The organism is Mariprofundus ferrooxydans PV-1, assembly GCF_000153765.1.
Lineage (GTDB): Bacteria > Pseudomonadota > Zetaproteobacteria > Mariprofundales > Mariprofundaceae > Mariprofundus > Mariprofundus ferrooxydans.
On the sequence record NZ_DS022294.1, the window covers coordinates 785,401 to 810,369 of the forward strand.

Here is a 24,969-nt window from a genome sequence, read left to right on the forward strand (position 1 = left end):
CCTCAGAGTTCAAGATTTTCAATTACGATCCCGGGCTGCTCACTCAGCAGTCTCTGCACCGCTGTTGCATCCGGCAGTGCCTGCCGCGCCCCCAGCCGGGTGCAGCTCAGTGCGCCGGCAGCCGAGGCATAGCGCAGCAAATCCGGCCAAACCATAGCCCGCACCAGCCCCAGTGCAAATGCACCATGAAACGCATCACCCGCGCCGGTGGAATCGACACAGTCCACGCGAAATGCCGGCATCCGCCCCTGCCGCCCTTCGCTCGCCCAGAGCAAGCCATCGGCTCCCAGCGTGATCACCACATGGGGACAGATGCCTGCCAGCTTTGACAGCGCCAGCTGCATATCATGCGTGTGACAAAACTGAGCGGCGAAGCGGGCCGATGCGACAAGATAATCCACCTCCGGGGCCAACAGGGCCGTACCTCTATGCAGGGAGCCGGCATCCAGCACGGTTTTACTGCCGTGTTGCGCGGCCTCTGCGCATATCGCCTTCGAGAGCTCCGGCTCATGCCCGTCAAACAACAGAACCCGTGCCTGCGGCAGGCGCTGCAGCGCATCGGCGCTCAGGTGCGGGGTATCACCCTTGAAATTGACCACCGAACGCAGGCCATCGGGCTTGGCCAGTATCTGCGATAGCGGCGTCGGGTAGGCGCCGCGCAGCACAGCTGAGCTGTCCACGCCCGCATCCCGCAATTCATGCAGGTGGGCCTCGCCGAACAGATCTGACCCCAGATAGCCGCAAAAAGCGGCATCACCGCCCAGTCGCGCGATGCATACCGCTGCATTGGCGGCAGGCCCGCCGCCGGCGAGTTGCATGGCATCAGCCACTGTTTTTTCATCGGCACCCGGATGATGAGCAACCGCCATGGTAATATCCCAGGATGCGTGGCCGACACAGCAGACATCACTCATACCACAGACCCTTTCCCGGACGGCGCGACAAACAGCGGGCCGTGAGCCGGCGGTTGCCACCGGGCGAGAAGCTGGCAGAGCAGCGCGTATGCCTGATTGTAGATCGGGCAGGCCCTGCTCTGGCGCGGCCCTGCCACATTCAGCACCGCCACCTGCTGCTCCGACAGCCAGTTCAGCAATGCCTGATCCGGTTCGGGTTCGCGATCCCTGTGCAAGCGACAGATATAACAGGGTTTTGACAATGTCTCACAATAGCGCACCGTCAGCGCCGTGCCGCCGCCCGGTTCGCCGTAGCAGAGTATCAACGTCGCATCGCTGTCGCGCACATTCCATTTTGTGCGCGTCTGATACCCCTTGCCGCGCGTTTCCGTCAGCGGATAGCGCGCGGGTATCTCACCGTCCAGCGCCCGGCGCCCGCGCGGACACCAGCCGCCAACCGGAATATCGAGGCTCATCGCTGCATCCAGCGCGGCCCGGTCCACGCCGGTTTGACCGCCGCTGACAACCTTTTTCACTCGACGCGCAAGTTGCTCAGCGCCAGCGCGCCGGACTGATGCAAAGGCAGCCCGAGCCAACCGGCATACTGACGCAGAATCGCGGGCGACAGGGCCGGGGTTGAACCGGCCATCAACAGCCGGTTCATGCCTTGCCATACGCCAGGAAACAGGGCGTCTGTTTCGCCAACAATCCTTGAGAGCAGCATCTCGCCCAGCCCCTCAGGCGCCCTGATCCAGCTGCGCCCGTAGTCATCACCCAGTGCGGCCAGACGGGCGGCGGCTTTGATCGCATCATCAAATCCGCCGAGATGATCCACCAGACCCAGCCGCTGTGCATCCAGACCGCTCCATACCCGTCCTTCCGCAATAGCTGCCACCCGGCTTTTATCCATCTTGCGACCGCTGGCGACAACACTCAGAAAGTGCTGATACACATCGGATATCGTCAACTGCATCACGCGCGAGAGCTCCGGCGGCATGGCACGATCCGGGCGCATGCCGCCGGCGATCGTTGTTGTGCCCAGTCCGTCGCTGTGAATACCCAGCTGCTCCAGCCCCTGCTGCAGATTCAACATCACGCCGAAGGCCCCGATAGAGCCGGTAATCGTCGTCGGCGACGCCCAGATCTCATTGGCCGGAGCCGCCATCCAGTAACCGCCGGAAGCAGCGACTCCGCCCATCGATACCACCACCGGTTTGCCCGCCTTCTGCAGACGCATAATGGCTGTACGGATCTCTTCCGATGCCTGCGCACTGCCGCCGGGGCTGTCGATACGCAGCACCACGGCCTTGATCGCATTATCCTCTCTCGCCTGCTGGAGCATTTCGACCATGGTATCGCTGCCGATGCTGCCCGGCGGCTGTTCGCCGTCGAGAATCATGCCGCTGGCAACGATAATCCCTACCCGGCCGGCATGTTTATGCTCCTTCTCACTGACAGCTGCGTGCAGATAGTCGCGGAACGCAATGGCCGGATACTCACCCTGCTCAATATCCATGGCTCCGGCGATATAGTCATCGATCGTACCCTGATCGGCCAACTCATCCACCAGACCTTCGCCTTTGGCCAGCTCAGCCAGATTGCCGTGATAATCGTTGAGGTAACGACTCGGCGTATCCAGCACCTGCTGCAAACGCTGCGGACGCAGATTGCGCATGCGGGCAATATCCTTCAGGTAGCTGCCCCACAGTGTCTTGAGCAGGGCGCCATTGGCTTCACGATCGGCATCGGACATGTCATTGCGCAGCAGCGGCTCGATCGCCGATTTGTATTTGCCTGCACGAAATACCTCGGCGGTGATGTGCAGCTTGTCGAGCGCATCGCGAATATAGTTGCGGTATATGCTAAAACCCTCAATCGCGACATAGCCCATCGGATGCAGGAATACGGTGTTGGCCGCAGCAGCCAGATAATACTGGCTCTGCGTGTAGTTCGGCCCCTCGGCAATCACCATCTTGCCGGTCGCGCGGAATGCTTCGATGGCACGGCGCAACTCCTGCAGCACCGGCAGCGAAGAGCGACTCATATCATCCAGTTTCAGTACCATCAGACGAATGCGTTTATCACCTGCCGCATCTCTGATCGCCGCCGTCAGATCATGCAGACGGGTCTGGCCCATTGGCGCTGCACCGGTCAAAGACATCGTCAACGGTGAGGGCAGCTCCAGCTCCTCAACTATCTGGCCGTGCGGATCGAGAACCAACGCCGCCTGATCGGGCACTTTCGGGTGTGCCGTCAACATCACGGCAACAAACACCATAATAACCAGTAAAAATAGTCCATTCACCACAATCCGACGTAATCTGTCGATCCAGCGGAGTAGTCCGCGGAAAAATATTTTCATCAGTTTCCTCGCATCATTTGCTTGTCATCCATCCCGGCATCGCCTGTCGCGCCAGCGTAGCAGTGTCGTTTCGAAAAAACATCACGTAGGGTTGCGCCGCACCGATACAACAGGTGCCTGACACCGGCAAGAGTGAGGATAAGCTGACGATGGATATATTACAGGCAACCATTCTTGGGCTGATCGAAGGTGCCACCGAGTTTCTGCCTATCTCCTCTACCGGCCACATGATTGTAGCCAGTCACTGGCTGGGCATTTCGCAAAATGAGGAAAACAAGGCGTTTGAAGTAATCATCCAGCTGGCGGCAATACTGGCCGTGGTGGCCAATTACCGTGACAAATTCACCATTGCACATCTGGAGCTGTGGAAAAAAGTATGTCTGGCCTTTATTCCGGTCGGCATAGTCGGCCTGCTGTTGCACAAGCAGATCAAGGCGATGTTCACGGTTGAAACCGTTGCCGTGATGTTCATTGTCGGCGGCATCATCTTTCTTGTTGTCGAGTATTTACACCGGGGCAAAAGCTATCCGGTGCAGCGGGTCGAGGAGATCAGTTACCGACAGGCGTTGTGGATCGGCCTGGCACAGGTATGCGCACTGATTCCCGGCACGAGCCGGGCCGGCGCCTCGATCATCGGTGCCCTGCTGGTCGGTTTAAACCGCAAGGCCAGTGCCGAGTTCTCCTTTCTGCTGGCCCTGCCGGTGATGATGGCCGCCAGCGGCTTTGACCTGCTCAAACACTATCAGGATTTCATCGGTGCTGATGTCATCGCACTGGCGACAGGTTTTGTGGTTGCCTTTGTCTCAGCCTGGCTGGTGATGCGTTTGTTTATTCACTTTCTCGAGCGCTTCACCTTTGTCGCATTCGGCGTCTACCGTATCCTCTTCGGCGCCCTGTTGTTGTGGGGGTTAAGCTGATGATGTGGCCTGCGATTGATCCGGTTGCCATCCATCTGGGGCCGCTGGCCATTCACTGGTACGGGCTGATGTATATCGCCGGCTTTTCCGCCACCTGGTATCTGGTGCGGCTGCAACTGAAGCAGGCCGGACTGTGGGAAACGCGCGTACCCGAGCAGGCCTATGAGGGTCTGTTCACCGCCCTGATTCTGGGCGTCGTGCTCGGCGGTCGCCTCGGTTACGTTCTGTTTTATAATTTTCCCTACTACTCTCAGCACCCGCTGGAGATTCTCTATGTCTGGCAGGGCGGCATGTCGTTTCATGGTGGTCTTGTCGGGCCGATCATCGCCGGCTGGTGGTATTGCCGCAAACATGATCTGCCCTTTCTGCAGCTGGCCGATCGCTTCTTTACCGTCGCGCCGCTGGGGCTGATGTTCGGCCGAATCGGCAATTTTATTAACGGCGAGTTGTGGGGACGGGTGACCGATATGCCGTGGGGCATGATCTTTCCCGGTGCGGGACCGCTGCCGCGCCATCCCAGCCAGTTGTATGAAATGACACTCGAGGGTATCGTCCTGTTTGTTCTGTTGTGGAGCCTGCGCAAGCGCGACTGGCCTGCCGGCGCGCGCGTCGCACTGTTTCTGACAGGTTATGCCATTGCGCGCATTATCTGTGAAGAGTTCCGCGAGCCCGATGTCCAGCTGGGCTTTTTGTTCGGGCCGGTGACGATGGGCATGCTGCTCTCATCGGTGATGCTGGTGGCCGGGCCGGTGTGGTTGTGGATACTGTTCCGGAAACAAAAAAACAGGCATCACTGAAAGCTGCTTGCCGCCGCACATTGACCGCAACAGCCTGACTCCTAGAATCTGCTGCCTTTTTTAGGCGTCTCTGACTTTTTCCGGGTGTCTTTAATTCGATAAAAACAGGGAGCGTCCGGCGATGAAAAGCGATAACAATGTCAAAGAACTCAGTTTTGAACAGGCGCTGGCTGAGCTGACTGCGCTGGTCGAAAAACTGGAATCCGGCGCCCTGTCGCTCGAAGACAGTGTCGGTGCTTTCGAACAGGGCGTACAACTCTCACGCCGCTGTGAATCGCTGCTTGATGAGGCTGAGCAGCGCCTGCAAGTACTCAACACCAGCGATTCAGCCTGATGCGGGCTCCTGCATTTCTGGCTACGCATGCCACAACTGTGGAGCAAGCGCTGTGCGCCATGCTCGATGCACGCGCCAGCGTCGTGCCGGAGCGCCTGCTCTCGGCCATGCGCTACAGCCTGATGGCCGGCGGCAAACGCGTGCGACCGGCGCTGTTGCTTGAGTCCTATCTGGCTTGTGGCGGCAAGGATCACGCCGCGGCGATGCCTGCGATGCTGGCGATCGAATGCATTCACACCTATTCGCTGATTCACGATGACCTGCCATGCATGGATGATGACGACCTGCGCCGTGGCAAGCCGACCTGTCATCGCCGCTTTGATGAAGCGACCGCAGTGCTGGCTGCCGATGCGTTGCAGGCGCTGGCATTTGAACTGCTGGCGGAAGCCGAACTGGATCCCGAACTGCGTCTGGAGCTGATCCGCAAGCTGGCACTGGCTGCCGGTTGTCAGGGCATGGTCGGCGGCCAGATGATGGATATGCAGGCCGAGCACGACAGCGATATCGATATGCTGATGGTGGAGCGCATTCACCTGCACAAGACCGGGGCACTGCTCTGCTGGTGTTGCGAGGCAGGCGCGATGCTGGCCGGAGCCGGTACAGCAGAGCTGGAAGCCAGCTCCCGCTACGGCAAGGCGGTCGGCCTGTTATTTCAGGTTGCCGATGATATCCTTGATGCCACCGCCAGCTCTGCAGCGCTGGGCAAGAGTGCGGGCAAGGATGCGGCGCAGAACAAGGCAACCTATGTCTCCGTACTGGGGCTCATTGAGGCCAGAGCACTGGCAGCAGAGATGCTGGAGCTGGCAACCTCGGCATGTTCAGAACTGGGTGAAGGTGGTAATCATTTGAAAACATTGGCACAATACATAATGGAACGCGGCCAATGAACTATGCCTTACTCAACAGCATCCACGGCACAGCCGACCTGAAACGACTGCGGCCCGACCAGTTACCGGAACTGGCCAGCCAGATGCGTCACTACCTGATTGAAACACTTGCGCCCATCGGCGGCCATCTGGGTGCCGGCCTCGGTGTGGTTGAGCTGACCATCGCGCTGCACTATCTGCTCAACTCTCCGCGCGATAAAATCATCTGGGATGTCGGTCATCAGGCCTATCCACACAAGATTCTCACCGGACGCCTGCCGGGCATGCCCGGCATACGTCAGTACGGCGGCCTGTGCGGTTTTACCAAACGCGCCGAATCGGATCATGATCCGTTCGGCGCAGGCCACGCATCCACCTCTATTTCGGCCGCCTACGGCATGGCCGTAGGACGCGATCTGAGTCATCAGGATCATCAGGTGGTGGCCGTAATCGGAGACGGTGCACTGACCGGCGGCATGGCCTTTGAAGCGATGAACCATGCCGGTGGAAACAATAACAAGCTGCTGGTGATTCTGAACGATAACGAGATGTCGATTGCCCCCAATGTCGGTGCCATGTCCTCTTATCTGGCACGCATTATCTCCGGCCGCTCCTATACCCAGGCCAAGGACACAGCCAAACGTATTCTGGAGAAGTTGCCCGGCGCACTGGATGCAGCCAAGCGGGTGGAAGAGCACGTCAAGGGCATGATTACGCCGGGCACACTGTTTGAAGAGATGGGCTTCCGCTATATCGGTCCTGTTGACGGGCATGACTTTGATCATCTGCTGCCAACGCTGCAAAACTGCTCCCGCCTGAACGGGCCGACGCTGCTGCATGTCGTCACCCGCAAGGGATTGGGATTTTCGCCTGCCGAAGAGGATCCGGAAACATGGCACGGCCTCGGCCCTTACGACGTGAAGACCGGCGAGCCGTTCAAGAGCAGCGGCCAGGCAGCGAGCTATACACAGGTGTTTGCCGATATGCTGGCCGATATGGCCGATGCCGACGACCGCGTGGTTGCCATTACCGCCGCGATGCCGGGGGGCACGGGTCTGACCCGCTTTGCCGCCCGTCATCCGGATCGATGCTTTGACGTCGGCATCGCCGAGCAGCATGCCGTCACCTTTGCCGGCGGCCTGGCCGCCAGCGGCAAGCGCCCTTATGTGGCGATCTATTCAACCTTTATGCAGCGCGCCTATGATCAGATTATTCATGATATCTGTATTCAGAACCTGCCTGTGACCTTCTGTCTGGATCGCGCCGGTATCGTCGGCGCCGATGGTGCGACCCACACCGGCATGTTTGATCTGGCCTTCATGCGCAACCTGCCGAATATGACGGTGATGGCGCCCAAAGATGAAGCCGAGCTGCGCCGTATGCTGGTCACCAGCCTGACGATCGACGGACCTGTCGCCATCCGTTACCCGCGTGGTCATGGCTATGGCGTGAGCATCGAAGACAGCTCCCCGCTGCCTGTTGGTCATGCCGAGGTTCTGACAGAGGGTGATAGCGGGCTGGTCATCGCGGTCGGTTCACGCGTACACGATGCGCTGCAGGCGGTGGAGACACTGCGTAGCGAGCATGGCCGCGCGATGACATTGCTGAATCTGCGCTTTATCAAGCCGCTGGATGAGCAGGCGATCATGATCCACCTCAAGAGCGGGCAACCACTGATCATCGTTGAAGAAGGCGTTGCCGCCGGCGGCGCAGGACAGCAGATCGCCGTGCTGGCGTTGCAGCACGGCTGGCATGGTCCGTTTGCCCATATCGCCATGCCCGATGCATTTCCGGCTCACGGCACGCAAGCCGAAATCCTGCGTGATCTGGGGCTGGATGCGGCTGGCATTCTCTCCCGACTCCGTCAGCTGATCGCCTGATCTTAAGCGGTGGCCAAAGCAAAAAAGATACGGCTCGATCAGCTGCTGTTCGATCGCGGGCTGACTGACACGCTCGATATTGCCCGCCGCCATATTATGGCGGGCCTGGTTTACGTCGATGGACAGAAAGCCGACAAGGCCGGCATGACCTGGCGTGAAGATGCCGACATTGAAGTGCGTGAGGTATTGCCCTATGTCTCTCGCGGCGGGCTGAAACTGGCCGGAGCGCTGGACTTCTTCCCTTTCCAGGCAAAGGGAGCCGTATGCATGGATGCCGGTGCCTCCACGGGCGGCTTTACCGATGTATTGCTGCAGCAGGGTGCACTCAGGGTCTATGCAGTCGATGTCGGGCACGGTCAGCTGCACTACCGGCTTCAGCACGACGAGCGCGTCATTAATCTGGAAAAAACACATGTGCGCAAGCTCGATAACACGCTGATACCTGAACCGGTCGATGCACTGGTCATCGACACATCATTTATCTCATTAACGCGGGTACTGCCATGCTGCTGGCCTTTCCTGAAGCCGGGCGGCTGGTGCGTGGCGCTGATCAAACCGCAGTTTGAAGTGGAGCCGAAACATCTGGATCGCGGCGTGGTACGTGATGACGAGTACCGGCAGCAGGCAATCAAGCGCGTTTGCGATATGGTTATCACACTGCCCGATGCCGAAGTCGTCGGCATCACCGAATCTCCGATCCACGGCCCCAAAGGCAATGTCGAATACCTGCTGGGCATCACCCGCACCTTAAAGCCCTCGGATTGACGACAACAAAAAGCATCAGCAGGAGAGTAATACCATGGTAAAACATATCGTGATGTGGAAGCTGCGCGACCGGGCGGATGCAGCCCCTATCAAGGCGAAGCTGGAGGCGTTGGCCGGCCGGATTCCCGGATTGCTGAACATCGAGGCAGGCATTGATTTTCTGCAGTCGGAGCAATCGGCCGATCTGGTACTGGTCTGTGATCTGGCAGATCGTGCTGCACTGACTGCATACCAGCAGCATCCCGAGCATCAGGCCATTGTGCCGATGGTGAAGGCGGCGGCTATTGCCCGCACTGTGGTCGATTTCGACTGCTGACGACCAGCCGGGGAACCAGGACAGTCACATTAAAACGACCCTTTATTCATGTACTGAATATCCAATCCGCAGTCCCGCCCAGCTGGTCATTAATCACAAGTAAAAACTGTATCAGCATTTACCTGTCCTTTCTTTGGCGACACAAAACAGCAGGACAGCTGTTTTGGACGTGCTTTAGCTCGCCCACAGGGTGAGGGGCAGGAAGCCCCGAATCACAAAAGGACGAAAGACAAATCAGCAGGACAGCTCATTTGGGGACCTGAACAGGTGGGGAGAAGCCCTGAGGGCTAGGATAGCCCGAATCAAAGCCGCCCATTTATTACGGAACGGACCTATCGCGCGGCGGGACAACGCCGCTTGCTCCCTTCGGGTGCCCTCGGCATAAATATTTTAGCGGCCACGGCTCCGCCGCTCTACTCCGCGAAAATATTCATACCGAGGCAGATCTAAAAGGAGGATTTGTTTAAGCAGCACCAACAACAGGAGCATATACATGGTGCCAGCCCAGGATCACCCATCTAATCAATATTGAGTGACTACAATACATTTAATCCGATTCCCCCTGCAGGGAAACTGCCACCCGTTCGCACCCGTTGGATATCTGGACTATACTGATTGACTGGATACAGGAGGTCATAATGAATATCTGGATTGTTGTTGCGGACAGTGCAAAAGCGCGAGTCTTGTCAGCGGAGAAACCGGCGGGGCCATTGAGTGAGGTAGCCTCTCTGGAGCATCCCGAGTCCCGCCTGCGGGAGAACGAGCTGACATCCGATCAGCCTGGACGGGCATTTGACAGCGGCGGTCAGGGGCGACATGCCATGGGCACGGCTGTTGAGCCGAAACAGCATGAAGTCATTAAATTTGCCAAAGAGGTCGCGGATTATCTGGAGGCCGGTCGCAATGCCCGGAGCTTCGGGAAATTATATGTGATCGCAGCACCCGGGTTTCTGGGACATTTGAGAGCCCACTGCCCGGCTCCGTTGACCAACAGCATCGCAGATTCAATCAACAAAAACCTGGTAGACCGGGATATTGAGGAGATCAGAACACATCTGCCGGAATTCCTGTAACTCTCCGTTGCAGATCACTGCAAAGGTATTGGTTCCCCGTTAGCAGCCCCTGCTAGCGGGGGGGCGCAAGCCTTATCTTCCCGCTGACGCCAAGAGCCGATAGTAAACACTTACGCTCTGGCCAGTTCGTCCTGAATCACGGCACGCAACTGATCAATGCCGGTAGCCTTGAAGCTGGAGGTAGGCATCGGGCGCAGCAGCCCACCCATGGCATCGGTCATCTCCTGCAGACGGATAGAGCGGGAGTTGCCGGATAATTTATCCGCCTTGGTCGCCACAGGCAGCCAGCGAATGCCGGCTTCATTGAGCCACTCAATCAGCTGCAGGTCGGAATCCTTCGGACCGTGACGAATATCGAGTAGCAACAGCACCAGTTTGATATCGGCATTCGCCAGATAACCCTCGATCATGCTGATCCAGCGGTGCTGCTCCTTTTTTGGCGCCCTGGCATAGCCGTAGCCGGGCAGATCAACCACCAGCAACTGCCCGTCGACATCAAACAGGTTCAGCAATCGGGTGCAGCCCGGATTCTTCGAGGTCTTCACCAGTCCATTGCGTCCAAACAGGGCATTCATTAGTGACGATTTGCCGACATTGGAGTGCCCTGCTACGGCAATCTGGGGCAGATCAACCGCGGGAAAGGCGCCGGGATCGGCGACCGATTGGACAAATTGCGTATTGGGCCAGTGAATGCCGGTGGATGGTAAATGCTCGCTCATGAGGCGAAGCTGACAAGCAAGCGCGATTCGGGCAAGCCGCGACTGGATATCCGCAAGCGACAATATCTGGCCGGAACAGAAAAAAGCGGATATGCTTGCCCATAATTTAGGCACAGGATTGCTTACCCCATGGAAAACAGACTGCTACCCGGCTTCCGGCTCGGTACCTATATGATTGATAACCCGCTGGTACTGGCTCCTATGGCCGGCATCACCGATCTGCCTTTCAGGCGCATCTGCAAACGCTTCGGTGTCGGGCTGATGGTGACCGAGATGATCGCATCGCGTGCGGTCGATATGGGGCGCGAGCGCACCGAGCGCATGGCTGAGCTGGGCGATGATGAGCATCCGGTCTCTATTCAGATTGCCGGTTCCGACCCCGAATTTGTCACCGAAGCCGCACGCTGGGCAGTCGGGCATGGCGCAGATTTCGTCGATATCAATATGGGTTGCCCGGTCAAAAAAATATGCAAGCAGGTTGCCGGTTCCGCCATGCTCAGGGATGAAGCGCTGGTGGCCCGGGTTCTGGCAGCCGTGGTGGCGGCCGTGGATGTACCGGTCACACTGAAAATACGCACCGGCTGGGATGATCAGTCGAAGAATGTACAAAATATCGCCCGCATTGCCGAAGATAGCGGCATTCAACTGCTGACGGTTCATGGACGCACGCGGGCGCAGATGTTTCACGGTCACGCCTGCTGGGAAGATATCGGTCTGGCCAAAGCCGCCGTATCGATACCTGTGATCGGCAATGGCGATATTGTTGATGCCGAATCGGCCCGTGAGATGATTCGCGTATCAAACTGTGACGGAGTCATGGTCGGACGCGCCGTACAGGGCAACCCATGGGTGCTGGGTGAAGTACATGCAGCGATTGCAGGCCTGCCAATTCCGCCCAAACCCACCGCAGCCGAGCGATGGCTCATTGTTGATGAGCATATGCGCCATCTGGTTGAGCATCACGGCATCCGCACCGCCTCAAAACTGGCGCGCAAACATGTGATCTGGTATAGCAAGGGGCTGCATGGCTCCGCCGAATTCCGCCAGTCGTTTCAAGTCATGACAGACTGGCAGCAGATGATGGACTTTGCCGCCGCTTATTTTCTGGGACTGGGTGAATCATGCATCCGGCACGAGTTGTCTTATGCCGCTTGATCAGGTCCCCATGTCGATTCTGCCGCTGCCGCTGATTATGCTCGACACGGATGCCCGCATTATACAAACGAATTTGCTCTGTCAGGAGGCGCTGGGCAAATCCAACCGGCAACTGACAGGCCGGCACCTGTCAGAACTGTTTTCTCCCTCCGTGGAGATCGATCGACTGCTGGGCATGCTGACACCCAATAGCGGCGGCATCTCCGACCATCAGTTATGCATGCATGATGGCGGCATGCCGGTATCGATGCATCTGGGCAAACACGAGGATGGCATGACCGTCGTATTCATCCCCGAGGCTCACCGCAGCGAAGTAGAGCAACATACCCATCGCCATGAGATGGCTGAGGCGGTGGCTCGCATCGCTCTGGAGATGGCGCACGAGGTAAAAAACCCGCTGGCTGCGCTGAAAGGCGCAACACAGTGGCTCAATGAGCAGGAGTTATCACCTTCGGCAAAAGAGGCGTCAACCCGCATGCTTGCCGATGTGGAGCGAATTCGTGAACGCATTGATGCCTTCCTGCAAGTAGGTCCCCGCGCATCCATCCAGATGCAGCCGGCCAACATCCACGCCCTGATACTGGACGTCTGTCAGCCGCTGGACGGCATTCGGCTCACCCGGGTTTTCGATCCCAGCCTGCCGGAAACACTCGTGGACAAAGGCCGGCTCAGGCAGGCGCTTGAAAACCTGTGGCAAAACGCCGTGGAAGCGGCCGATACTTATATCGAATGGCAAACGCGTCTGGCCCCGCTGGTGCATTTGCCCAACCATCACGGGCAGGTCATGGAAGTGCGCATTATGAATGATGGTGAACCGGTGCCGGAAGAGCTGCGCGACCGGCTGTTTGAACCCTATGTAACAGGCAAAAAACGCGGCAGCGGCCTGGGACTGGCACTGGTACAACGGGTAATGCTGGAGCATGGCGGGCGTATCTCCATGCGCAGTGAGAAAGGACGTACAACAATGATATTGCATCTGCCGATACGGCGTGCAGGAGAGGGTAAATGAAGATGCGTGCATTGATTGTCGATGATGATGAGGGCATCCGCTGGATTCTGGACAAGGTGTTGCAGGAGGAGGGCGTCGATGTGGTGCAGGCAGGCAGCATTGCCGAGGCCAAAGCGGCACTGGCCGACGGTGATTTCTCGGTCACCTTTCTCGATGTCTACCTGCCCGATGGTAATGGCATGGATTTGCTGGCGTCAGGATTGTCGATGCCTGTGGTCATGCTGACAGCGGAAACCACGTTTGGTCATGCTGCTGAAGCATATCGTATGGGGGCGATGGAATATCTGCCCAAACCGTTCGATCTGGATGAGGTGCGCCAACTGCTCTCCCGCGTCCGTCCGGCTCAGAAAGCCAGCGCTCCGGCACAGAAAATGGCCGATGGATTGATCATCGGGCGCAGCCCGGCCATGCAACAGATGTTTCGTACACTGGGTCGGGTGGCCAGCTCCGATTTGACGGTATTGATTACCGGCGAATCCGGTACCGGCAAGGAGATGGTGGCCAAAACCCTGCATGAGCGCAGCCAGCGTGCTGACAAGGCCTTTGTAGCCATCAATACCGCAGCGATTCCCGCCGACCTGCTGGAATCAGAGCTGTTCGGCCATGAGAAAGGCTCTTTCACCGGTGCCGATAAAATGCGCGAAGGCCGTTTTGTACAGGCCGATGGCGGTACGCTGTTTCTGGATGAAATCGGGGATATGCCGCTGGCCCTGCAGGCCAAGTTGCTACGCGTGCTTGAAGAGGGACGTGTCCAGCGCGTAGGCGGCAGCGAGTCGAAAGTGGTGAATGTACGACTGCTGGCGGCTACGCATCAAAACCTGAACACTAAAATCGCCAAGGGCGAATTCCGTGAAGATCTCTACTATCGGCTGAATGTGATTCCTGTGCAGATTCCCCCGCTCAGGGACAGGCGCGATGATATCCCGGAGCTGGCCAATTTCCTGCTGGAGCAGGCGGTCAAAGAGCTGGGTATGGAGCAACCGATTCTGCTTGATGATGCCATGGATCTGCTCAGTCGGCATGACTGGCCCGGCAATGTGCGTGAGTTGAAAAATGTCATGCGCAGGCTGGCTGTGCTGACACCGGGAGCGACCATCACACTGACCGATGTGGCATTGGCGCTGGGCAATGTCGACAACCATACGGGTGAAGAGGAGACGCTGGCCGATGCAGTGACACGCTGTACCCGGCAATACCTGCATCAACTGGGCTATGCCAGTGCAACGAATCTGCACCAGCACCTGCTGGAGCAGATCGAGCCGCCACTGCTGGTACTGGCGCTGGAGCAGTGCAACGGCAACCAGCTCAAGGTCTCTGAAATGCTCGGTCTCAATCGCAATACCGTGCGCAAGCTGCTGAATAAATACAACATCAACCCGCAGTATTTCAGGTAACATATAAGCCCCCGCATCGTAGTGTGTCAGGGATGCCGAGCGCTCCACCTGCGATCTTGACTACGACAAACCGCTGCGTAAGGCTGGCAAATGGACAGGGACGTCTGATGCAAAAATACAGAGCGTATGATACTTGAAATAGCATTTATTCGGGAGAAATACACCATGAAATCTCTATTGCTTCGTCTTTTCACACCCACGCTGATCCTTGCCGCAGGCATGATTGCTACAACTCCTGCCAATGCGGAAGACCTTTCCGACTGGAAATTGCCGCCGGTACCTGTACCTGCCGATAATCCACAATCCGCTGCCAAGGTGGCCCTCGGCCATCAACTGGCTTTCGATACCCGCCTGTCAAAGAATGACTCCATCAGTTGCGCCGGTTGCCACCTGCCGTTTGCCGGCGGCGGCGGGCATACCCCACGCGCATTCGGCCAGGGCGGCGAGCTGGGGCGCTGGGCTCCCTCCTGGGTCAATGCAGCCTATTATACCTCGTTGTTCTGGGACGGCCGTGCCGCTTCACTGGAAGAACAAACAGGCGCCCTGCCCGACCATATGGGGCCGATCAGCGCCCCCGGAGAAATGGGCGGGCATATTGCAGCCATAGTAAAAAGGCTCAATCGCATCCCGGCCTATAAAAAAGAGTTCAACAAGGCCTTCGGCGAAGATGCCACCCGACAGAACATTGCCAAGGCCATTGCTGCCTACGAGCGCACACTGATCGCCTCCAAATCACCATTCCAGCGTTACGTTAACGGTGATAGCAAGGCCATATCAGCAGCAGCCAAACGCGGCTTTGCGCTATTTCAGGGCAAGGCAGCGTGCGTAGCCTGCCATTCGGCACCCCTGTTCACCGATAATGCCTTCCACAATATCGGCGTACCGCAGGTTGGCCCGCTGAAGGAGGATTTGGGACGCTATGCCGTGACCAAAGATGATGCCGACAAGGGGGCTTTCAAGACGCCGTCGTTGTATAACTCCGCATCGTTTGCCTTCTTCATGCACGATGGCGCGATGTCCACAATGAAGCAGGTGATCGAGCACTACAACAAGGGCGGTAACCCTAAAGACGCGCATCAGGATGCCATCATCCAGCCGCTGAAGCTTACGCGTAAGGAGAAGTCCGATCTCATTTCCTTCATGAAAACGCTGACGGACAAGCGGCTAAACCACATCCACAGGCCGTGGCTGCCCTGAGTCTTGTTTGACGCAGAGCAGGGCTGGCCATTTGGCTGCGCCCTGTTCTGCGTCATTGATCTGTTTTTTGAACGGGCCGGCCGTAGCTAACTGTTCACACCTCTGTCAGCTGGTCTATGCCGCTTCGGCAATGGCCATCGCGGCGGCATAGCCGGACGACCAGGCCCACTGGAAGTTGAATCCTCCGAGGTGACCTGTGACATCGACCACCTCACCGATGAAATAGAGACCGGGCACGCGCTTGCTCTGCATGGTTTTGGAGGAGAGCTCGTCGGTATCAACGCCGCCGACGGTCACTTCGGCCGTGCGATAACCCTCCGTGCCGTTTGGCTTGAGCTGCCAGGCATGCAGCAGCTCCGCAAGTCCTGTCACCTGCTGCCGGCTGAGCTGGCTAAGCTGCGTTTCGCCCGGCCCATCCTCCATCAGTAGTTGCACCAGCCGTTTGGGCAGCAGCTCGGAGAGGACGGTTGCCAGCTGTGCATGCGGCCGCTCACCGCGTTTCTGCTCGATAAACGCATGGATATCGATGCCGGGCAACAGATCGATCGACAGCGTATCGCCCGGTCGCCAGAACGATGAGATCTGCAGCATGGCCGGGCCCGACAGGCCACGATGGGTGAACAGCATCGCTTCGCTGAATACGCGATGGTTACAGGAGACACTCACATCCAGTGAAATACCGGCCAGTTGCTGCAGCCGCTCCTTCTCTTTCCCGGTAAAGGTAAACGGAACCAGACCCGCGACCGGGGCAATGACATTAAGGCCGAATGATTCGGCTATCTTCAGTCCGAACGCCGTGGCTCCCATCTTCGGAATGGAGAGACCGCCGGTAGCAATGACCAGTGCATGCCCGCGGAATTCGCCTTTGGTTGTTCGGGCGACAAAGCGATCATCCTGCTGCCTGACATCGGTGACTTCCGTATTCAGCGAGAATTGCGCGCCGCCTTCACGGCAGGGGGCCAGCAACATGGCCAGAATATCTTTGGCGGATTCATCGCAGAAGAGCTGTCCGTGTTGGCGCTCGTGGTAGGCAATGCCCGCCCGCTCCACCATATCGATAAAATCAGCGGCGGAAAACCGTGCCAGTGCGGATTTGCAGAAGTGTGGATTAACCGAAACAAAGTCGGCCGGCCCGGCAAAACGATTGGTGAAATTGCAGCGGCCCCCGCCTGAGATCAGTATTTTCTTGCCTGCTTTCTCGGCGTGATCAAGCACCAGCACTGATTTCCCCATCAACGCGGCTGTACCTGCACACATCAGACCTGCGGCGCCGGCGCCGATAATGATGACATCAAATGTATCCATATCCGCATTGTGCACACTATGCTGTTGTCATTCATCAGAAATTCAGAAGTCGCCTGTAATAATCCGGCAACATCTCCGACTGATGATATAATCAGGAGGCTTTATGAAACGAATTATCTTGTTAATGATGGTGACCATGATGGCGATGACGAGCCATGTACAGGCATCGGAGTTGGAACACGCCACGTTTGCAGCGGGTTGCTTCTGGTGCATGGAACACCCGTTTGACGAACTGCCCGGCGTGATCTCCACAACCTCCGGCTATACCGGCGGGCATAAGGATCACCCGACCTACGAAGAGGTTTCGGCAGGCGGCACCGGCCATGCTGAATCAGTAGATGTCCTCTTCGATCCGAAGATCATCAGTTATCAGCAACTGCTCAGTGTCTACTGGCGCAATTCCGACCCGACCACACCCAACCGCCAGTTCTGCGATGTCGGGACACAGTACCGGCCTGCCATTTTTTACCATAACGAAACGCAGAAGAAGCTGGCAGAGGCATCGAAACATGCACTGGAGCAGAACAAGCCGTTTGCCGCGCCGATTGTCACCGAGATAGTAGCTGCCGGTCGATTCTGGCCTGCCGAAGAGTATCATCAGAATTTCTACCTGAAGAACCCGCTACGCTATAAATTTTACCGTTACAACTGCGGTCGGGACCAGCGGCTGGAGCAGTTGTGGGGAGAGCACAAATGAATCGCAGAACCTTTATCCGGGCAACACTGGCAGCGGTTGCATTGGCAGCCCTGCCGCGCAGCCTCTATGCGGGCAGGGAGGCTGGCGCAATTGAAAAGCTGGTAAAAACCGACGATGAGTGGCGAAAAATCCTGACTCCGATGCAGTTCGATGTGCTGCGCAACGAGGCCACAGAACCGGCGTTCAGCAGCCCATTGAACAAGGAGTACTCTAAAGGGGTATACCAGTGCGCCGGCTGTGAGCTGCCTCTGTTCGACTCCTCAACAAAATTTGACAGCGGCACCGGCTGGCCGAGTTTTTATGCGCCGATTGCAGGACACGTCGAAACCAAACGTGACTTTAAACTCATCTGGCCGCGTACGGAATATCACTGCGCCCGCTGCGGGGGGCATCAGGGGCACGTATTCGATGACGGTCCGGCTCCGACCGGCCAGCGCTGGTGCAATAACGGCGTTGCCCTGCACTTCATCCCGGCATAGGCGCTCACCTCTGAGGACGCAGAGCAAAACGTCCAGAGTAAAAGCAAGGAAGCGAAAAGCATGATGGCTTTCGCATAGGGAAATGTGAGTCCCACAAGACAAAGGTGGAGGAAATGATTCTTTCTCAACACTGCTTTGCCTTCCTCTGCGTCCTTCGCGTACTCTGCGGTGAAAGGTTTCTGAGTAGATACATTTCCGGCTTCTCTGATTGATGTGAAGATGTCAGAGTCGGGACATGGCTGAATCACAAGCAACGAAACAGGTTTACCGGGTTGATCTGGGCGCACGCGCCTATGATATCCATATCGAGGCGGGCTGCCTGAAACGGATCGGAGAAGCCCTCAATGGTCTGTTTTCCAGGCCCGCGCGCTGCATGGTCATCAGCAATGTCACCATCGCGCCGCTCTATATGGCAAGCGTCCGTACATCGCTGGAGCAGGCCGGCTGGCAGGTTTCCGAATGCATCCTGCCTGATGGCGAGCGCTACAAAACAATGGAGTCATTCAGCCTGATCATGGATGCGCTGATGGAGGCCCGTCTCTCACGCAATGAGCCGGTGATTGCGCTCGGCGGTGGGGTGGTCGGCGACATGACCGGCTTTGCCGCATCCTGCTATCGGCGCGGTATCCCGTTCATTCAGATACCGACGACTGTGCTGGCGCAGGTGGACTCCAGTGTCGGCGGAAAAACCGCGATCAATCACCCGCATGGCAAGAATATGATCGGAGCCTTCTATCAGCCGAGGCTGGTATGGGTGGATCCGGAGGTACTGCACACACTGGCCGCACGTGAAATCAGGGCGGGTATTGCCGAGGCAATCAAATACGGACTGATTCGGGATGCCGCTTTTTTCGACTGGATGTGCAGCAATATGCAGGCGGCACTGGCTCTCGATCCGGCTGTGATCTCCACGATGATTCACACCTGCTGCCGCCACAAGGCGGAAGTGGTTATGCAGGATGAGACGGAGCAGGGGATGCGCGCCCTGCTGAATCTGGGCCATACCTTCGGTCACGCCATTGAATCAATGACCCGTTACACCACCTACCTGCACGGAGAGGCAGTGGCGCTCGGTACGCTGTTGGCCGCCCGCCTGTCTGAGCAGACGGGCCATGCACCGGCCGGTACCGAGACCAAAATTGCCGCCTGCTATCAACAGGCAGGGTTACCACTGACCATGCCGGACTTCGATGCCGCGCTCTGGCTCGATGCCATGGGTCATGACAAGAAAAACGTCGGCGCACGGATCCGCTATATTTTGCTACGCGGGATCGGCGATGGCTTTATTGCCGAGGATATTCAGCCGGAGAGCATCCGCCGGCTGATTGCTTCTTACCATGCATGATTGCCCTGGCATGCTGTGTCATAAGCCGCCGCAGTCGTCTATACTGATGCTGAAGTTACAGAAGCTGGCGGTACCGCTGCATCCTGTATTGTTTATCGAAGCATAGAGAGAGGTGTAATGGAAATTCCCTCAATTCATCCTGAACAGGAACGCCACAGCACGCTGTTAAAGCCCTCCGGCTACGTAAATCAGCTGGAGGCTATCGCGTCGTGGTTTTCCATGCGGCAGAATCAGGCTATCCCTGAGCCGCTTAAGCCGGAGGTGATACTGTTTGCCGCCGATCATGGTGTTGCAACACCAGCGAATCACGGAGAAAGGACCACTGATCTGGTACGTGAAAGTGCCGCTGAAGGCTCGGCCATTCGACACCTTTGCCAGCAGGCAGGCGCGAACCTCCATATCGTTGATCTCGGAGTGGCTGACGGACTCGTCGATGTCGAGGATATTGAGCATGCGAAAGTGCGCTCAAACGGAGCCGCCGATATCAGTAGACAGGCTGCCATGGATCAAATGAACTATTGGGAGTGCGTGGGTATAGGCGAGGAGATGGCCCACCGTGCTATCGCTGACGGCGCCAATCTGCTGGTCGCAAGCTCTATCTCATGCGGTGACAATATTGCCATTGCAGCGATCGTTGCCGAGCTGGCCGGGCTCCCGCCCAAGGAAACACTGATATCTTCGCATGATTCCGATACCTGTGCACGAGAACTGGCTGCTGTGGAGCAGGCTCTGGCGCGTGCCAGGGGAACGCCGTCGCGTGATATTCTGCGTGAAATCGGAGGCCTCGAATTTGCGGCGATGGCAGGTTTTTATCGCGCTGCAGCTGCAAAGGGCGTTCCTGTCCTGCTCGACGGATACGCTTCGGTTGCCGCCGCATTGGCCGCAGTTGCCTGGGATGTGCGTATCGCAGGCTGGCTGCTGGCCAGCCATGTCTCTGATGATAACGGTCATCGCGAGGCTCTGGAATCTCTCGGTCTGGAGCCAATGATGGAACTGCAATCAAGTATCGGCAAAGGTAAGGTGGCGGCACTGCTGCTGCCTGTCCTGCAATCAGCCGTCACACTGCGACGGGGGCTGACGGCAATCGAGGCCTGATACCGGCTGATGCCAAAGCTCGTCACTACAATCTAATTCTTCAGGATGGATAGACAATGACATTATGGACATGGACGGTACTGCTGTTTGCAGTGACCGCTACAGCTACAGGGCTATATCTCTCCTGGCGGCAAAAGAATGCTGTACGGATGCACCGGACTCAAGTGCCGGCTGCCTTTGCCGACAGCATCAAGCTAGCAGCCCATCAGAAGGCTGCCGACTACACAGCTGCCAGGCTGAAGCTGGAAGATATCTCGCAGCTGACAGGATTGCTGGTGCTGCTGGCATGGACGCTTGGCGGCGGGCTGAATCTGCTCGATGGCGTCTGCGATCTGGCCGGTCTCTCCGGCCTGTGGGGCGGCGTGGTCTTTATGTTGCTGTTCTTCCTGATATCCCAGCTGCTGGATCTGCCGGTCGATATATACCGGACCTTCGCCATCGAGGCACGTTTTGGCTTCAACAAGATAACCCCCGGCCTCTATTTGGCGGATATGCTTAAACAGACGCTGTTGATGCTGCTGATCGGCACACCGTTATTATGGGTGATGCTGGCACTGATGCAGGGAGCAGGTGACCAATGGTGGCTCTATGCGTGGCTGGTATGGGGCTCATTCATGCTGCTGATGATCTGGGCCTACCCGACACTGATTGCACCGCTGTTCAACCGCTTTGAACCGCTGCCGGACGGGGAGATGAAAACGCGTATCGAATCACTGCTGACGCGTTGCGGCTTCCATAGCAGCGGGCTCTATGTCATGGACGGCTCGCGCCGCTCCAGTCACGGCAATGCCTATTTTACCGGTCTGGGCAAAGCCAAACGCATCGTCTTCTTCGACACACTGGTCAAACAGCTCAAGGCTGAGGAGACCGAGGCTGTACTTGCACATGAGCTGGGCCATTTCCACCACGGTCACGTCAAAAGACAGATAGCCATGATGCTGGTTTTGTCGCTGCTGGGTTTTGCGCTGCTGGGCTGGCTGTCGCAGCAGACATGGTTTTATACGGGGCTGGGTGTCAACCAGCCATCGAATCATGCGGCACTAACCCTGTTTCTGCTGGTTATGCCTGCCTTTACCTTTGTGCTGACGCCGCTGATGAATCGCTTCTCCCGGCGCAATGAATTTGAAGCCGATGCCTATGCTGTCGCCAACAGTGACGGGGGTGCACTGATCTCTTCACTGGTGAAAATGTATGAAGACAATGCCAGCACACTGACACCGGACGCCATCTACTCTGCCTGGCATGATTCGCATCCGCCGGCTCCAATCCGCATCGACCATATTGAGCAGTGCATGCGCCAGTAAGCAGGTGAGGTTCATCGCGGAAGTCCGGGAACTGGTGACGCTTCCTGTCCTGCTATTGTTGTTGCGGGAGATATTTATTCACTCTTGGGTGTACAGGAACGAACCAGGACAAATGGCAGAAGTCATTTGGACGCCTGAACAGGCGGGGAGTAGCCCTGAGGGGGCCAGGACAGCCCGAATCAAAACGCCTCATTGTTTTGAATAAGTCCTGTCGCGCAGCGGGAATCAATAAGCATTCTTCAGCCATATTTCGCGCTAGCGCGATGAACAACCGAAAGCGAGCCTGTAGAGGAATGAAACCTGAAAAGGTAAGTTGCTGATTTTACCCGGCAGTATCGTCGTCAGTGACCAGGTGAATATCGACACGGCGATTCTTGCTGCGACCTTCAGCGGTATTGTTGTCGCTGATAAAACCAGTTGCTCCCATGCCTGTTGCATGAACAAGCGTCTGGGGAATGCCTGCATCAATCATCACTGCGGCTACTGCATCGGCTCTGGCCTGCGTCAACGCCTGCAGCGACTTGAGATTGTGTCTGGGTTTGTGCGAATGCTTATAGCCACCAATCGGCTCATCATCGCTGTATCCCCTGATTTCGAGGTGCATCTTGCCCGGATGGGCCAGAAATTTCCCGGCTATGGCGGTCAACACCTTGCGGGTTTTCGGCTCCACCGAAGTTTGACCTGATTTAAAGCTGATTCTGGCCCATAAACGATCATGCGGCTCAAGCATTGCGGGGAGGGCCTTATGCGATATCTTTTGCAATCGCGCCAGCTCATCTTCCGCAGCTTTCAGCTCCTGCTTCATGGCATCGTTCTGTGCCCGTAGTTCATCGTTGGTTTTGCCATCGTCGATAGATGGCGTATGACTGACTGGTGCAGCCTGCTGATTCTGCACAGTCTGCGGAGCACTGGAGTGCAGAGGGGTACCATCCGGATTGGCATCAAACAGAAATGCATCAATTTTCGCACATCCGGAGGACATGAGTATCGTTACGAGACAGACTGTTTTTACTACACGATTCATAGTGATGCTTCCCCCGCCAGACAGTATCTAATTTATTGTGCGCCGGATTGTGTGCTGGCCTTCATGGCCTCAAGTTCGGCTTTTTTCTGTTTCAGCGCCTGACGCAGCGCAGCCGACTCTGCCTTTAGGCGGGCATTTTCGGCCTGTTCCTGGCTGGTTTGTTGCGCAGTCACATCTTCAGCAGGCGGCCCCATCAGGGTAGAGCAACCGGATACGAGTAATAGTACAGAGAAAGCGATTCCAATTTTTAACATGATTGTGACCTCCCGAAGGTACTGTAAGAGTGAGCATAGAAATATTTCCATTACTCAGCAAGCAATCTATTCATAAACCTTGCGCAGCCCCTGCAAATAACGTTGGCCTCGGGTGGTTTCACCTTCAATCCGGGCATCAGGGTCTTCGCCCAGTGCCTTGACCGATGCATCGGCATAGGCGCGTCTTGCGTCTTCTGTCATTCGGGCCCAGTCAGAGGCATCCACGATACCATCTCCTGTCAGGTCAAACTTTGCATCCACCGACAAGCCACCGGCTGCCCGGGCGGATGTTGCACATAAAGCGGACATGAGGATGGCGATGCAAAACAGGCGTTTGATCATCACCATCCTCACCCTCACCCCTTAATAACGGTAGTGATCCGGCTTGTATGGACCTTCTACCGGCACACCAATGTAATCAGCCTGCTGCTGTGACAGCGGTGTCAGATTCACGCCAACCTTGGCCAGATGCAGACGTGCGACCTCTTCGTCCAGCTTCTTCGGCAGGGTGTACACCTCATTGGCGTACTGACCGGTCTGCGTGAACAGCTCGATCTGTGCCAGCGTCTGGTTGGTGAATGAGTTGGACATCACAAAACTCGGATGTCCGGTACCGCAGCCCAGGTTCACCAGGCGGCCTTCTGCCAGCAGCGTGATGCGCTTGCCATCCGGGAAGATGATCTGGTCGACTGCGGCTTCACGTTGTCCCACTCGTAATCCTTGAGGGATGCAACATCAATCTCATTATCGAAATGGCCGATATTGCAGACAATCGACTGATCCTTCATCGCCGCCATGTGATCGTGGGTAATCACGTGGTAGTTACCGGTGGTCGTAACAAAGATATCGCCGAGCGCGCATGCCTCGTCCATATTGACCACACGGTAGCCTTCCATCGCCGCCTGCAATGCGCAGATCGGATCGATCTCGGTGACCCAGGTGGTAGCACCCATACCGCGGAAAGCCTGCGCACAACCCTTGCCTACATCGCCATAACCGAGCACGACACAGATCTTGCCGGCGATCATCACGTCGGTAGCACGCTTGATGCCGTCGAGCAGCGACTCACGACAGCCGTAGAGGTTGTCGAACTTGGACTTGGTGACCGAGTCGTTGACGTTGATGGCCGGGAACGGCAGGTCGCCCTTCTCCTGCATCTGGTAGAGACGGTGAACTCCGGTCGTGGTCTCTTCGGTTACACCGCGGATCGCGGCCTTGCGCTCGGAGTACCAGTTTGGCGAAACTGCCAGCTTCTTTCTGATCGCATTAAACAGGCAAACCTCTTCCTCGCTGGTCGGGTTATTCAGCACGGAGAGATCCGTCTCGGCCTTTGAACCCAGAATCACCAGCAGCGTGGCATCGCCGCCGTCATCAAGGATCATGTTCGGCGTACCGCCGTCATGCCACTCCATGATGCGGTGGGTATACTCCCAATAATCGTCCAGACTTTCACCCTTGTAGGCAAAAACAGGAATGCCTTCGGCAGCAATCGCTGCAGCCGCATGATCCTGGGTAGAATAGATATTGCATGATGCCCAGCGCACCTCGGCACCGAGGGCTGTCAGCGTTTCAATCAGCACGCCGGTCTGGATGGTCATATGCAGGGAGCCGGCAATACGTGCGCCCTTTAAGGGTTGTTCGGCGGCATATTTCTCACGCGTTGCCATCAGGCCCGGCATTTCGGTCTCGGCAATTTCAGCTCTTTACGGCCCCATGAAACGGTTTCAGGGGACATATCCGCCACTTTGTAATCGTTAAAATCAGACATTCTCATACTCCTATACGCGCC

The 24,969-nt window shown here is 57.1% G+C and carries 25 protein-coding genes and 1 pseudogene; 17 read left to right on the forward strand and 9 right to left on the reverse strand.

What is annotated here, in order from left to right:
- Window positions 1–2: 2 nt before the first annotated feature.
- From SPV1_RS03670 to sppA, 3 genes are read right to left on the reverse strand one after another with little or no spacing between them, the layout of a single operon-like run.
- Window positions 3–914: a carbohydrate kinase family protein gene (locus SPV1_RS03670; protein ID WP_009849761.1), complete on the reverse strand. Its 912-nt coding sequence runs from the start codon at window positions 912–914 to the stop codon at window positions 3–5.
- Window positions 911–1,429 carry a putative molybdenum carrier protein gene (locus SPV1_RS03675; RefSeq protein ID WP_009849762.1) on the reverse strand — a complete coding sequence of 173 codons (519 nt, stop codon included), beginning with the start codon at window positions 1,427–1,429 and terminating at the stop codon, window positions 911–913. The genes SPV1_RS03670 and SPV1_RS03675 overlap by 4 nt, the downstream gene beginning before the upstream one ends.
- A complete protein-coding gene (gene sppA / locus SPV1_RS03680) occupies window positions 1,426–3,255 on the reverse strand; it encodes a signal peptide peptidase SppA (RefSeq protein WP_009849763.1) in 1,830 nt (609 codons plus the stop codon). Before sppA ends, SPV1_RS03675 begins: the two co-directional genes overlap by 4 nt.
- A 149-nt stretch (window positions 3,256–3,404) precedes the next feature.
- Here sppA and SPV1_RS03685 point away from each other — a divergent pair, with 149 nt between their 5' ends.
- From SPV1_RS03685 to SPV1_RS03720, 8 genes are all read left to right on the forward strand, one after another.
- Window positions 3,405–4,172, forward strand: a complete 768-nt coding sequence (locus tag SPV1_RS03685) for an undecaprenyl-diphosphate phosphatase (protein ID WP_018293877.1) — start codon at window positions 3,405–3,407, stop codon at window positions 4,170–4,172.
- Window positions 4,172–4,969, forward strand: coding sequence for a prolipoprotein diacylglyceryl transferase (gene lgt, locus SPV1_RS03690; RefSeq protein WP_009849765.1), 798 nt, complete (start codon window positions 4,172–4,174; stop codon window positions 4,967–4,969). The genes SPV1_RS03685 and lgt overlap by 1 nt, the downstream gene beginning before the upstream one ends.
- 121 nt (window positions 4,970–5,090) lie before the next feature.
- Window positions 5,091–5,303: an exodeoxyribonuclease VII small subunit gene (locus SPV1_RS03695; RefSeq protein ID WP_009849766.1), complete on the forward strand. Its 213-nt coding sequence runs from the start codon at window positions 5,091–5,093 to the stop codon at window positions 5,301–5,303.
- Complete coding sequence (locus SPV1_RS03700; RefSeq protein WP_009849767.1) at window positions 5,303–6,190, forward strand: polyprenyl synthetase family protein; 888 nt, start codon at window positions 5,303–5,305, stop codon at window positions 6,188–6,190. Before SPV1_RS03695 ends, SPV1_RS03700 begins: the two co-directional genes overlap by 1 nt.
- Window positions 6,187–8,049 (forward strand): 1-deoxy-D-xylulose-5-phosphate synthase, encoded by a 1,863-nt coding sequence (gene dxs, locus SPV1_RS03705; protein ID WP_009849768.1) that lies wholly within the window; start codon window positions 6,187–6,189, stop codon window positions 8,047–8,049. The genes SPV1_RS03700 and dxs overlap by 4 nt, the downstream gene beginning before the upstream one ends.
- Window positions 8,050–8,058: 9 nt before the next feature.
- Window positions 8,059–8,814 (forward strand): TlyA family RNA methyltransferase, encoded by a 756-nt coding sequence (locus tag SPV1_RS03710; RefSeq protein WP_009849769.1) that lies wholly within the window; start codon window positions 8,059–8,061, stop codon window positions 8,812–8,814.
- Between the two features lie 34 nt (window positions 8,815–8,848).
- Entirely contained in the window at window positions 8,849–9,130 is a 282-nt protein-coding gene (locus SPV1_RS03715) for a Dabb family protein (protein WP_009849770.1), read from the forward strand.
- 638 nt (window positions 9,131–9,768) lie between these two features.
- Complete coding sequence (locus SPV1_RS03720; RefSeq protein ID WP_040881443.1) at window positions 9,769–10,203, forward strand: host attachment protein; 435 nt, start codon at window positions 9,769–9,771, stop codon at window positions 10,201–10,203.
- A gap of 110 nt (window positions 10,204–10,313) precedes the next feature.
- Here SPV1_RS03720 and yihA read toward each other — a convergent pair whose 3' ends face one another.
- A complete protein-coding gene (gene yihA, locus SPV1_RS03725; RefSeq protein ID WP_009849772.1) occupies window positions 10,314–10,922 on the reverse strand; it encodes a ribosome biogenesis GTP-binding protein YihA/YsxC in 609 nt (202 codons plus the stop codon).
- Between the two features lie 129 nt (window positions 10,923–11,051).
- Here yihA and dusB point away from each other — a divergent pair, with 129 nt between their 5' ends.
- The 4 genes from dusB (at window position 11,052) to SPV1_RS03745 (ending at window position 15,677) form a co-directional block, all read left to right on the forward strand.
- Complete coding sequence (dusB, locus tag SPV1_RS03730) at window positions 11,052–12,077, forward strand: tRNA dihydrouridine synthase DusB (RefSeq protein ID WP_009849773.1); 1,026 nt, start codon at window positions 11,052–11,054, stop codon at window positions 12,075–12,077.
- Window positions 12,078–12,087: 10 nt separating this feature from the next.
- Complete coding sequence (locus SPV1_RS03735) at window positions 12,088–13,086, forward strand: two-component system sensor histidine kinase NtrB (RefSeq protein ID WP_231288265.1); 999 nt, start codon at window positions 12,088–12,090, stop codon at window positions 13,084–13,086.
- Window positions 13,083–14,480, forward strand: a complete 1,398-nt coding sequence (locus SPV1_RS03740; protein WP_009849775.1) for a sigma-54-dependent transcriptional regulator — start codon at window positions 13,083–13,085, stop codon at window positions 14,478–14,480. The genes SPV1_RS03735 and SPV1_RS03740 overlap by 4 nt, the downstream gene beginning before the upstream one ends.
- Window positions 14,481–14,645: 165 nt before the next feature.
- Complete coding sequence (locus SPV1_RS03745; protein ID WP_018293870.1) at window positions 14,646–15,677, forward strand: cytochrome-c peroxidase; 1,032 nt, start codon at window positions 14,646–14,648, stop codon at window positions 15,675–15,677.
- 114 nt (window positions 15,678–15,791) lie between these two features.
- Here SPV1_RS03745 and SPV1_RS03750 read toward each other — a convergent pair whose 3' ends face one another.
- Window positions 15,792–16,982, reverse strand: coding sequence for a BaiN/RdsA family NAD(P)/FAD-dependent oxidoreductase (locus SPV1_RS03750; protein ID WP_009849777.1), 1,191 nt, complete (start codon window positions 16,980–16,982; stop codon window positions 15,792–15,794).
- A gap of 103 nt (window positions 16,983–17,085) precedes the next feature.
- On the opposite strand from SPV1_RS03750, the gene msrA reads away from it, so the two are divergent.
- From msrA to SPV1_RS03775, 5 genes are all read left to right on the forward strand, one after another.
- Window positions 17,086–17,679 (forward strand): peptide-methionine (S)-S-oxide reductase MsrA, encoded by a 594-nt coding sequence (msrA, locus tag SPV1_RS03755; RefSeq protein ID WP_040881445.1) that lies wholly within the window; start codon window positions 17,086–17,088, stop codon window positions 17,677–17,679.
- Entirely contained in the window at window positions 17,676–18,158 is a 483-nt protein-coding gene (gene msrB / locus SPV1_RS03760; RefSeq protein WP_009849779.1) for a peptide-methionine (R)-S-oxide reductase MsrB, read from the forward strand. The genes msrA and msrB overlap by 4 nt, the downstream gene beginning before the upstream one ends.
- A 235-nt stretch (window positions 18,159–18,393) precedes the next feature.
- The gene (aroB, locus tag SPV1_RS03765) at window positions 18,394–19,503 is read left to right on the forward strand and encodes a 3-dehydroquinate synthase (protein WP_009849780.1); all 1,110 of its coding nucleotides are present in this window, start codon (window positions 18,394–18,396) and stop codon (window positions 19,501–19,503) included.
- Between the two features lie 117 nt (window positions 19,504–19,620).
- The gene (locus SPV1_RS03770) at window positions 19,621–20,598 is read left to right on the forward strand and encodes a nicotinate-nucleotide--dimethylbenzimidazole phosphoribosyltransferase (RefSeq protein ID WP_009849782.1); all 978 of its coding nucleotides are present in this window, start codon (window positions 19,621–19,623) and stop codon (window positions 20,596–20,598) included.
- 56 nt (window positions 20,599–20,654) lie between these two features.
- Window positions 20,655–21,902: a M48 family metallopeptidase gene (locus SPV1_RS03775; RefSeq protein ID WP_009849783.1), complete on the forward strand. Its 1,248-nt coding sequence runs from the start codon at window positions 20,655–20,657 to the stop codon at window positions 21,900–21,902.
- 322 nt (window positions 21,903–22,224) lie between these two features.
- Here the strand turns inward: SPV1_RS03775 and SPV1_RS03780 are convergent, their stop codons facing one another.
- The 4 genes and pseudogenes from SPV1_RS03780 to ahcY form a co-directional block, all read right to left on the reverse strand.
- Complete coding sequence (locus SPV1_RS03780) at window positions 22,225–22,926, reverse strand: OmpA family protein (protein WP_231288266.1); 702 nt, start codon at window positions 22,924–22,926, stop codon at window positions 22,225–22,227.
- A gap of 32 nt (window positions 22,927–22,958) precedes the next feature.
- Window positions 22,959–23,180, reverse strand: a complete 222-nt coding sequence (locus tag SPV1_RS03785; RefSeq protein WP_231288267.1) for an S-adenosyl-L-homocysteine hydrolase — start codon at window positions 23,178–23,180, stop codon at window positions 22,959–22,961.
- Window positions 23,181–23,246: 66 nt separating this feature from the next.
- Window positions 23,247–23,522: a hypothetical protein gene (locus SPV1_RS03790; protein ID WP_231288268.1), complete on the reverse strand. Its 276-nt coding sequence runs from the start codon at window positions 23,520–23,522 to the stop codon at window positions 23,247–23,249.
- Between the two features lie 21 nt (window positions 23,523–23,543).
- A pseudogene (gene ahcY, locus SPV1_RS03795) lies at window positions 23,544–24,948 on the reverse strand (adenosylhomocysteinase).
- Window positions 24,949–24,969 lie beyond the last annotated feature (21 nt).

Bases quoted from the DNA above. Each gene is read 5' to 3' on its own strand.
- SPV1_RS03685 (WP_018293877.1), top strand. From the start codon at position 3,405: ATGGATATATTACAGGCAACCATTCTTGGGCTGATCGAAGGTGCCACC.
- SPV1_RS03700 (WP_009849767.1), top strand. From the start codon at position 5,303: ATGCGGGCTCCTGCATTTCTGGCTACGCATGCCACAACTGTGGAGCAA.
- sppA (WP_009849763.1), bottom strand. From the start codon at position 3,255: ATGAAAATATTTTTCCGCGGACTACTCCGCTGGATCGACAGATTACGT.
- SPV1_RS03720 (WP_040881443.1), top strand. From the start codon at position 9,769: ATGAATATCTGGATTGTTGTTGCGGACAGTGCAAAAGCGCGAGTCTTG.
- aroB (WP_009849780.1), top strand. From the start codon at position 18,394: ATGGCTGAATCACAAGCAACGAAACAGGTTTACCGGGTTGATCTGGGC.
- msrA (WP_040881445.1), top strand. From the start codon at position 17,086: ATGAAACGAATTATCTTGTTAATGATGGTGACCATGATGGCGATGACG.
- SPV1_RS03740 (WP_009849775.1), top strand. From the start codon at position 13,083: ATGAAGATGCGTGCATTGATTGTCGATGATGATGAGGGCATCCGCTGG.
- SPV1_RS03780 (WP_231288266.1), bottom strand. From the start codon at position 22,926: ATGAATCGTGTAGTAAAAACAGTCTGTCTCGTAACGATACTCATGTCC.
- SPV1_RS03670 (WP_009849761.1), bottom strand. From the start codon at position 914: ATGAGTGATGTCTGCTGTGTCGGCCACGCATCCTGGGATATTACCATG.
- SPV1_RS03745 (WP_018293870.1), top strand. From the start codon at position 14,646: ATGAAATCTCTATTGCTTCGTCTTTTCACACCCACGCTGATCCTTGCC.
- SPV1_RS03695 (WP_009849766.1), top strand. From the start codon at position 5,091: ATGAAAAGCGATAACAATGTCAAAGAACTCAGTTTTGAACAGGCGCTG.
- dxs (WP_009849768.1), top strand. From the start codon at position 6,187: ATGAACTATGCCTTACTCAACAGCATCCACGGCACAGCCGACCTGAAA.
- SPV1_RS03785 (WP_231288267.1), bottom strand. From the start codon at position 23,180: ATGTTAAAAATTGGAATCGCTTTCTCTGTACTATTACTCGTATCCGGT.
- SPV1_RS03790 (WP_231288268.1), bottom strand. From the start codon at position 23,522: ATGATCAAACGCCTGTTTTGCATCGCCATCCTCATGTCCGCTTTATGT.
- msrB (WP_009849779.1), top strand. From the start codon at position 17,676: ATGAATCGCAGAACCTTTATCCGGGCAACACTGGCAGCGGTTGCATTG.
- SPV1_RS03775 (WP_009849783.1), top strand. From the start codon at position 20,655: ATGACATTATGGACATGGACGGTACTGCTGTTTGCAGTGACCGCTACA.
- SPV1_RS03770 (WP_009849782.1), top strand. From the start codon at position 19,621: ATGGAAATTCCCTCAATTCATCCTGAACAGGAACGCCACAGCACGCTG.
- SPV1_RS03750 (WP_009849777.1), bottom strand. From the start codon at position 16,982: ATGGATACATTTGATGTCATCATTATCGGCGCCGGCGCCGCAGGTCTG.
- SPV1_RS03715 (WP_009849770.1), top strand. From the start codon at position 8,849: ATGGTAAAACATATCGTGATGTGGAAGCTGCGCGACCGGGCGGATGCA.
- lgt (WP_009849765.1), top strand. From the start codon at position 4,172: ATGATGTGGCCTGCGATTGATCCGGTTGCCATCCATCTGGGGCCGCTG.
- dusB (WP_009849773.1), top strand. From the start codon at position 11,052: ATGGAAAACAGACTGCTACCCGGCTTCCGGCTCGGTACCTATATGATT.
- yihA (WP_009849772.1), bottom strand. From the start codon at position 10,922: ATGAGCGAGCATTTACCATCCACCGGCATTCACTGGCCCAATACGCAA.
- SPV1_RS03735 (WP_231288265.1), top strand. From the start codon at position 12,088: ATGTCGATTCTGCCGCTGCCGCTGATTATGCTCGACACGGATGCCCGC.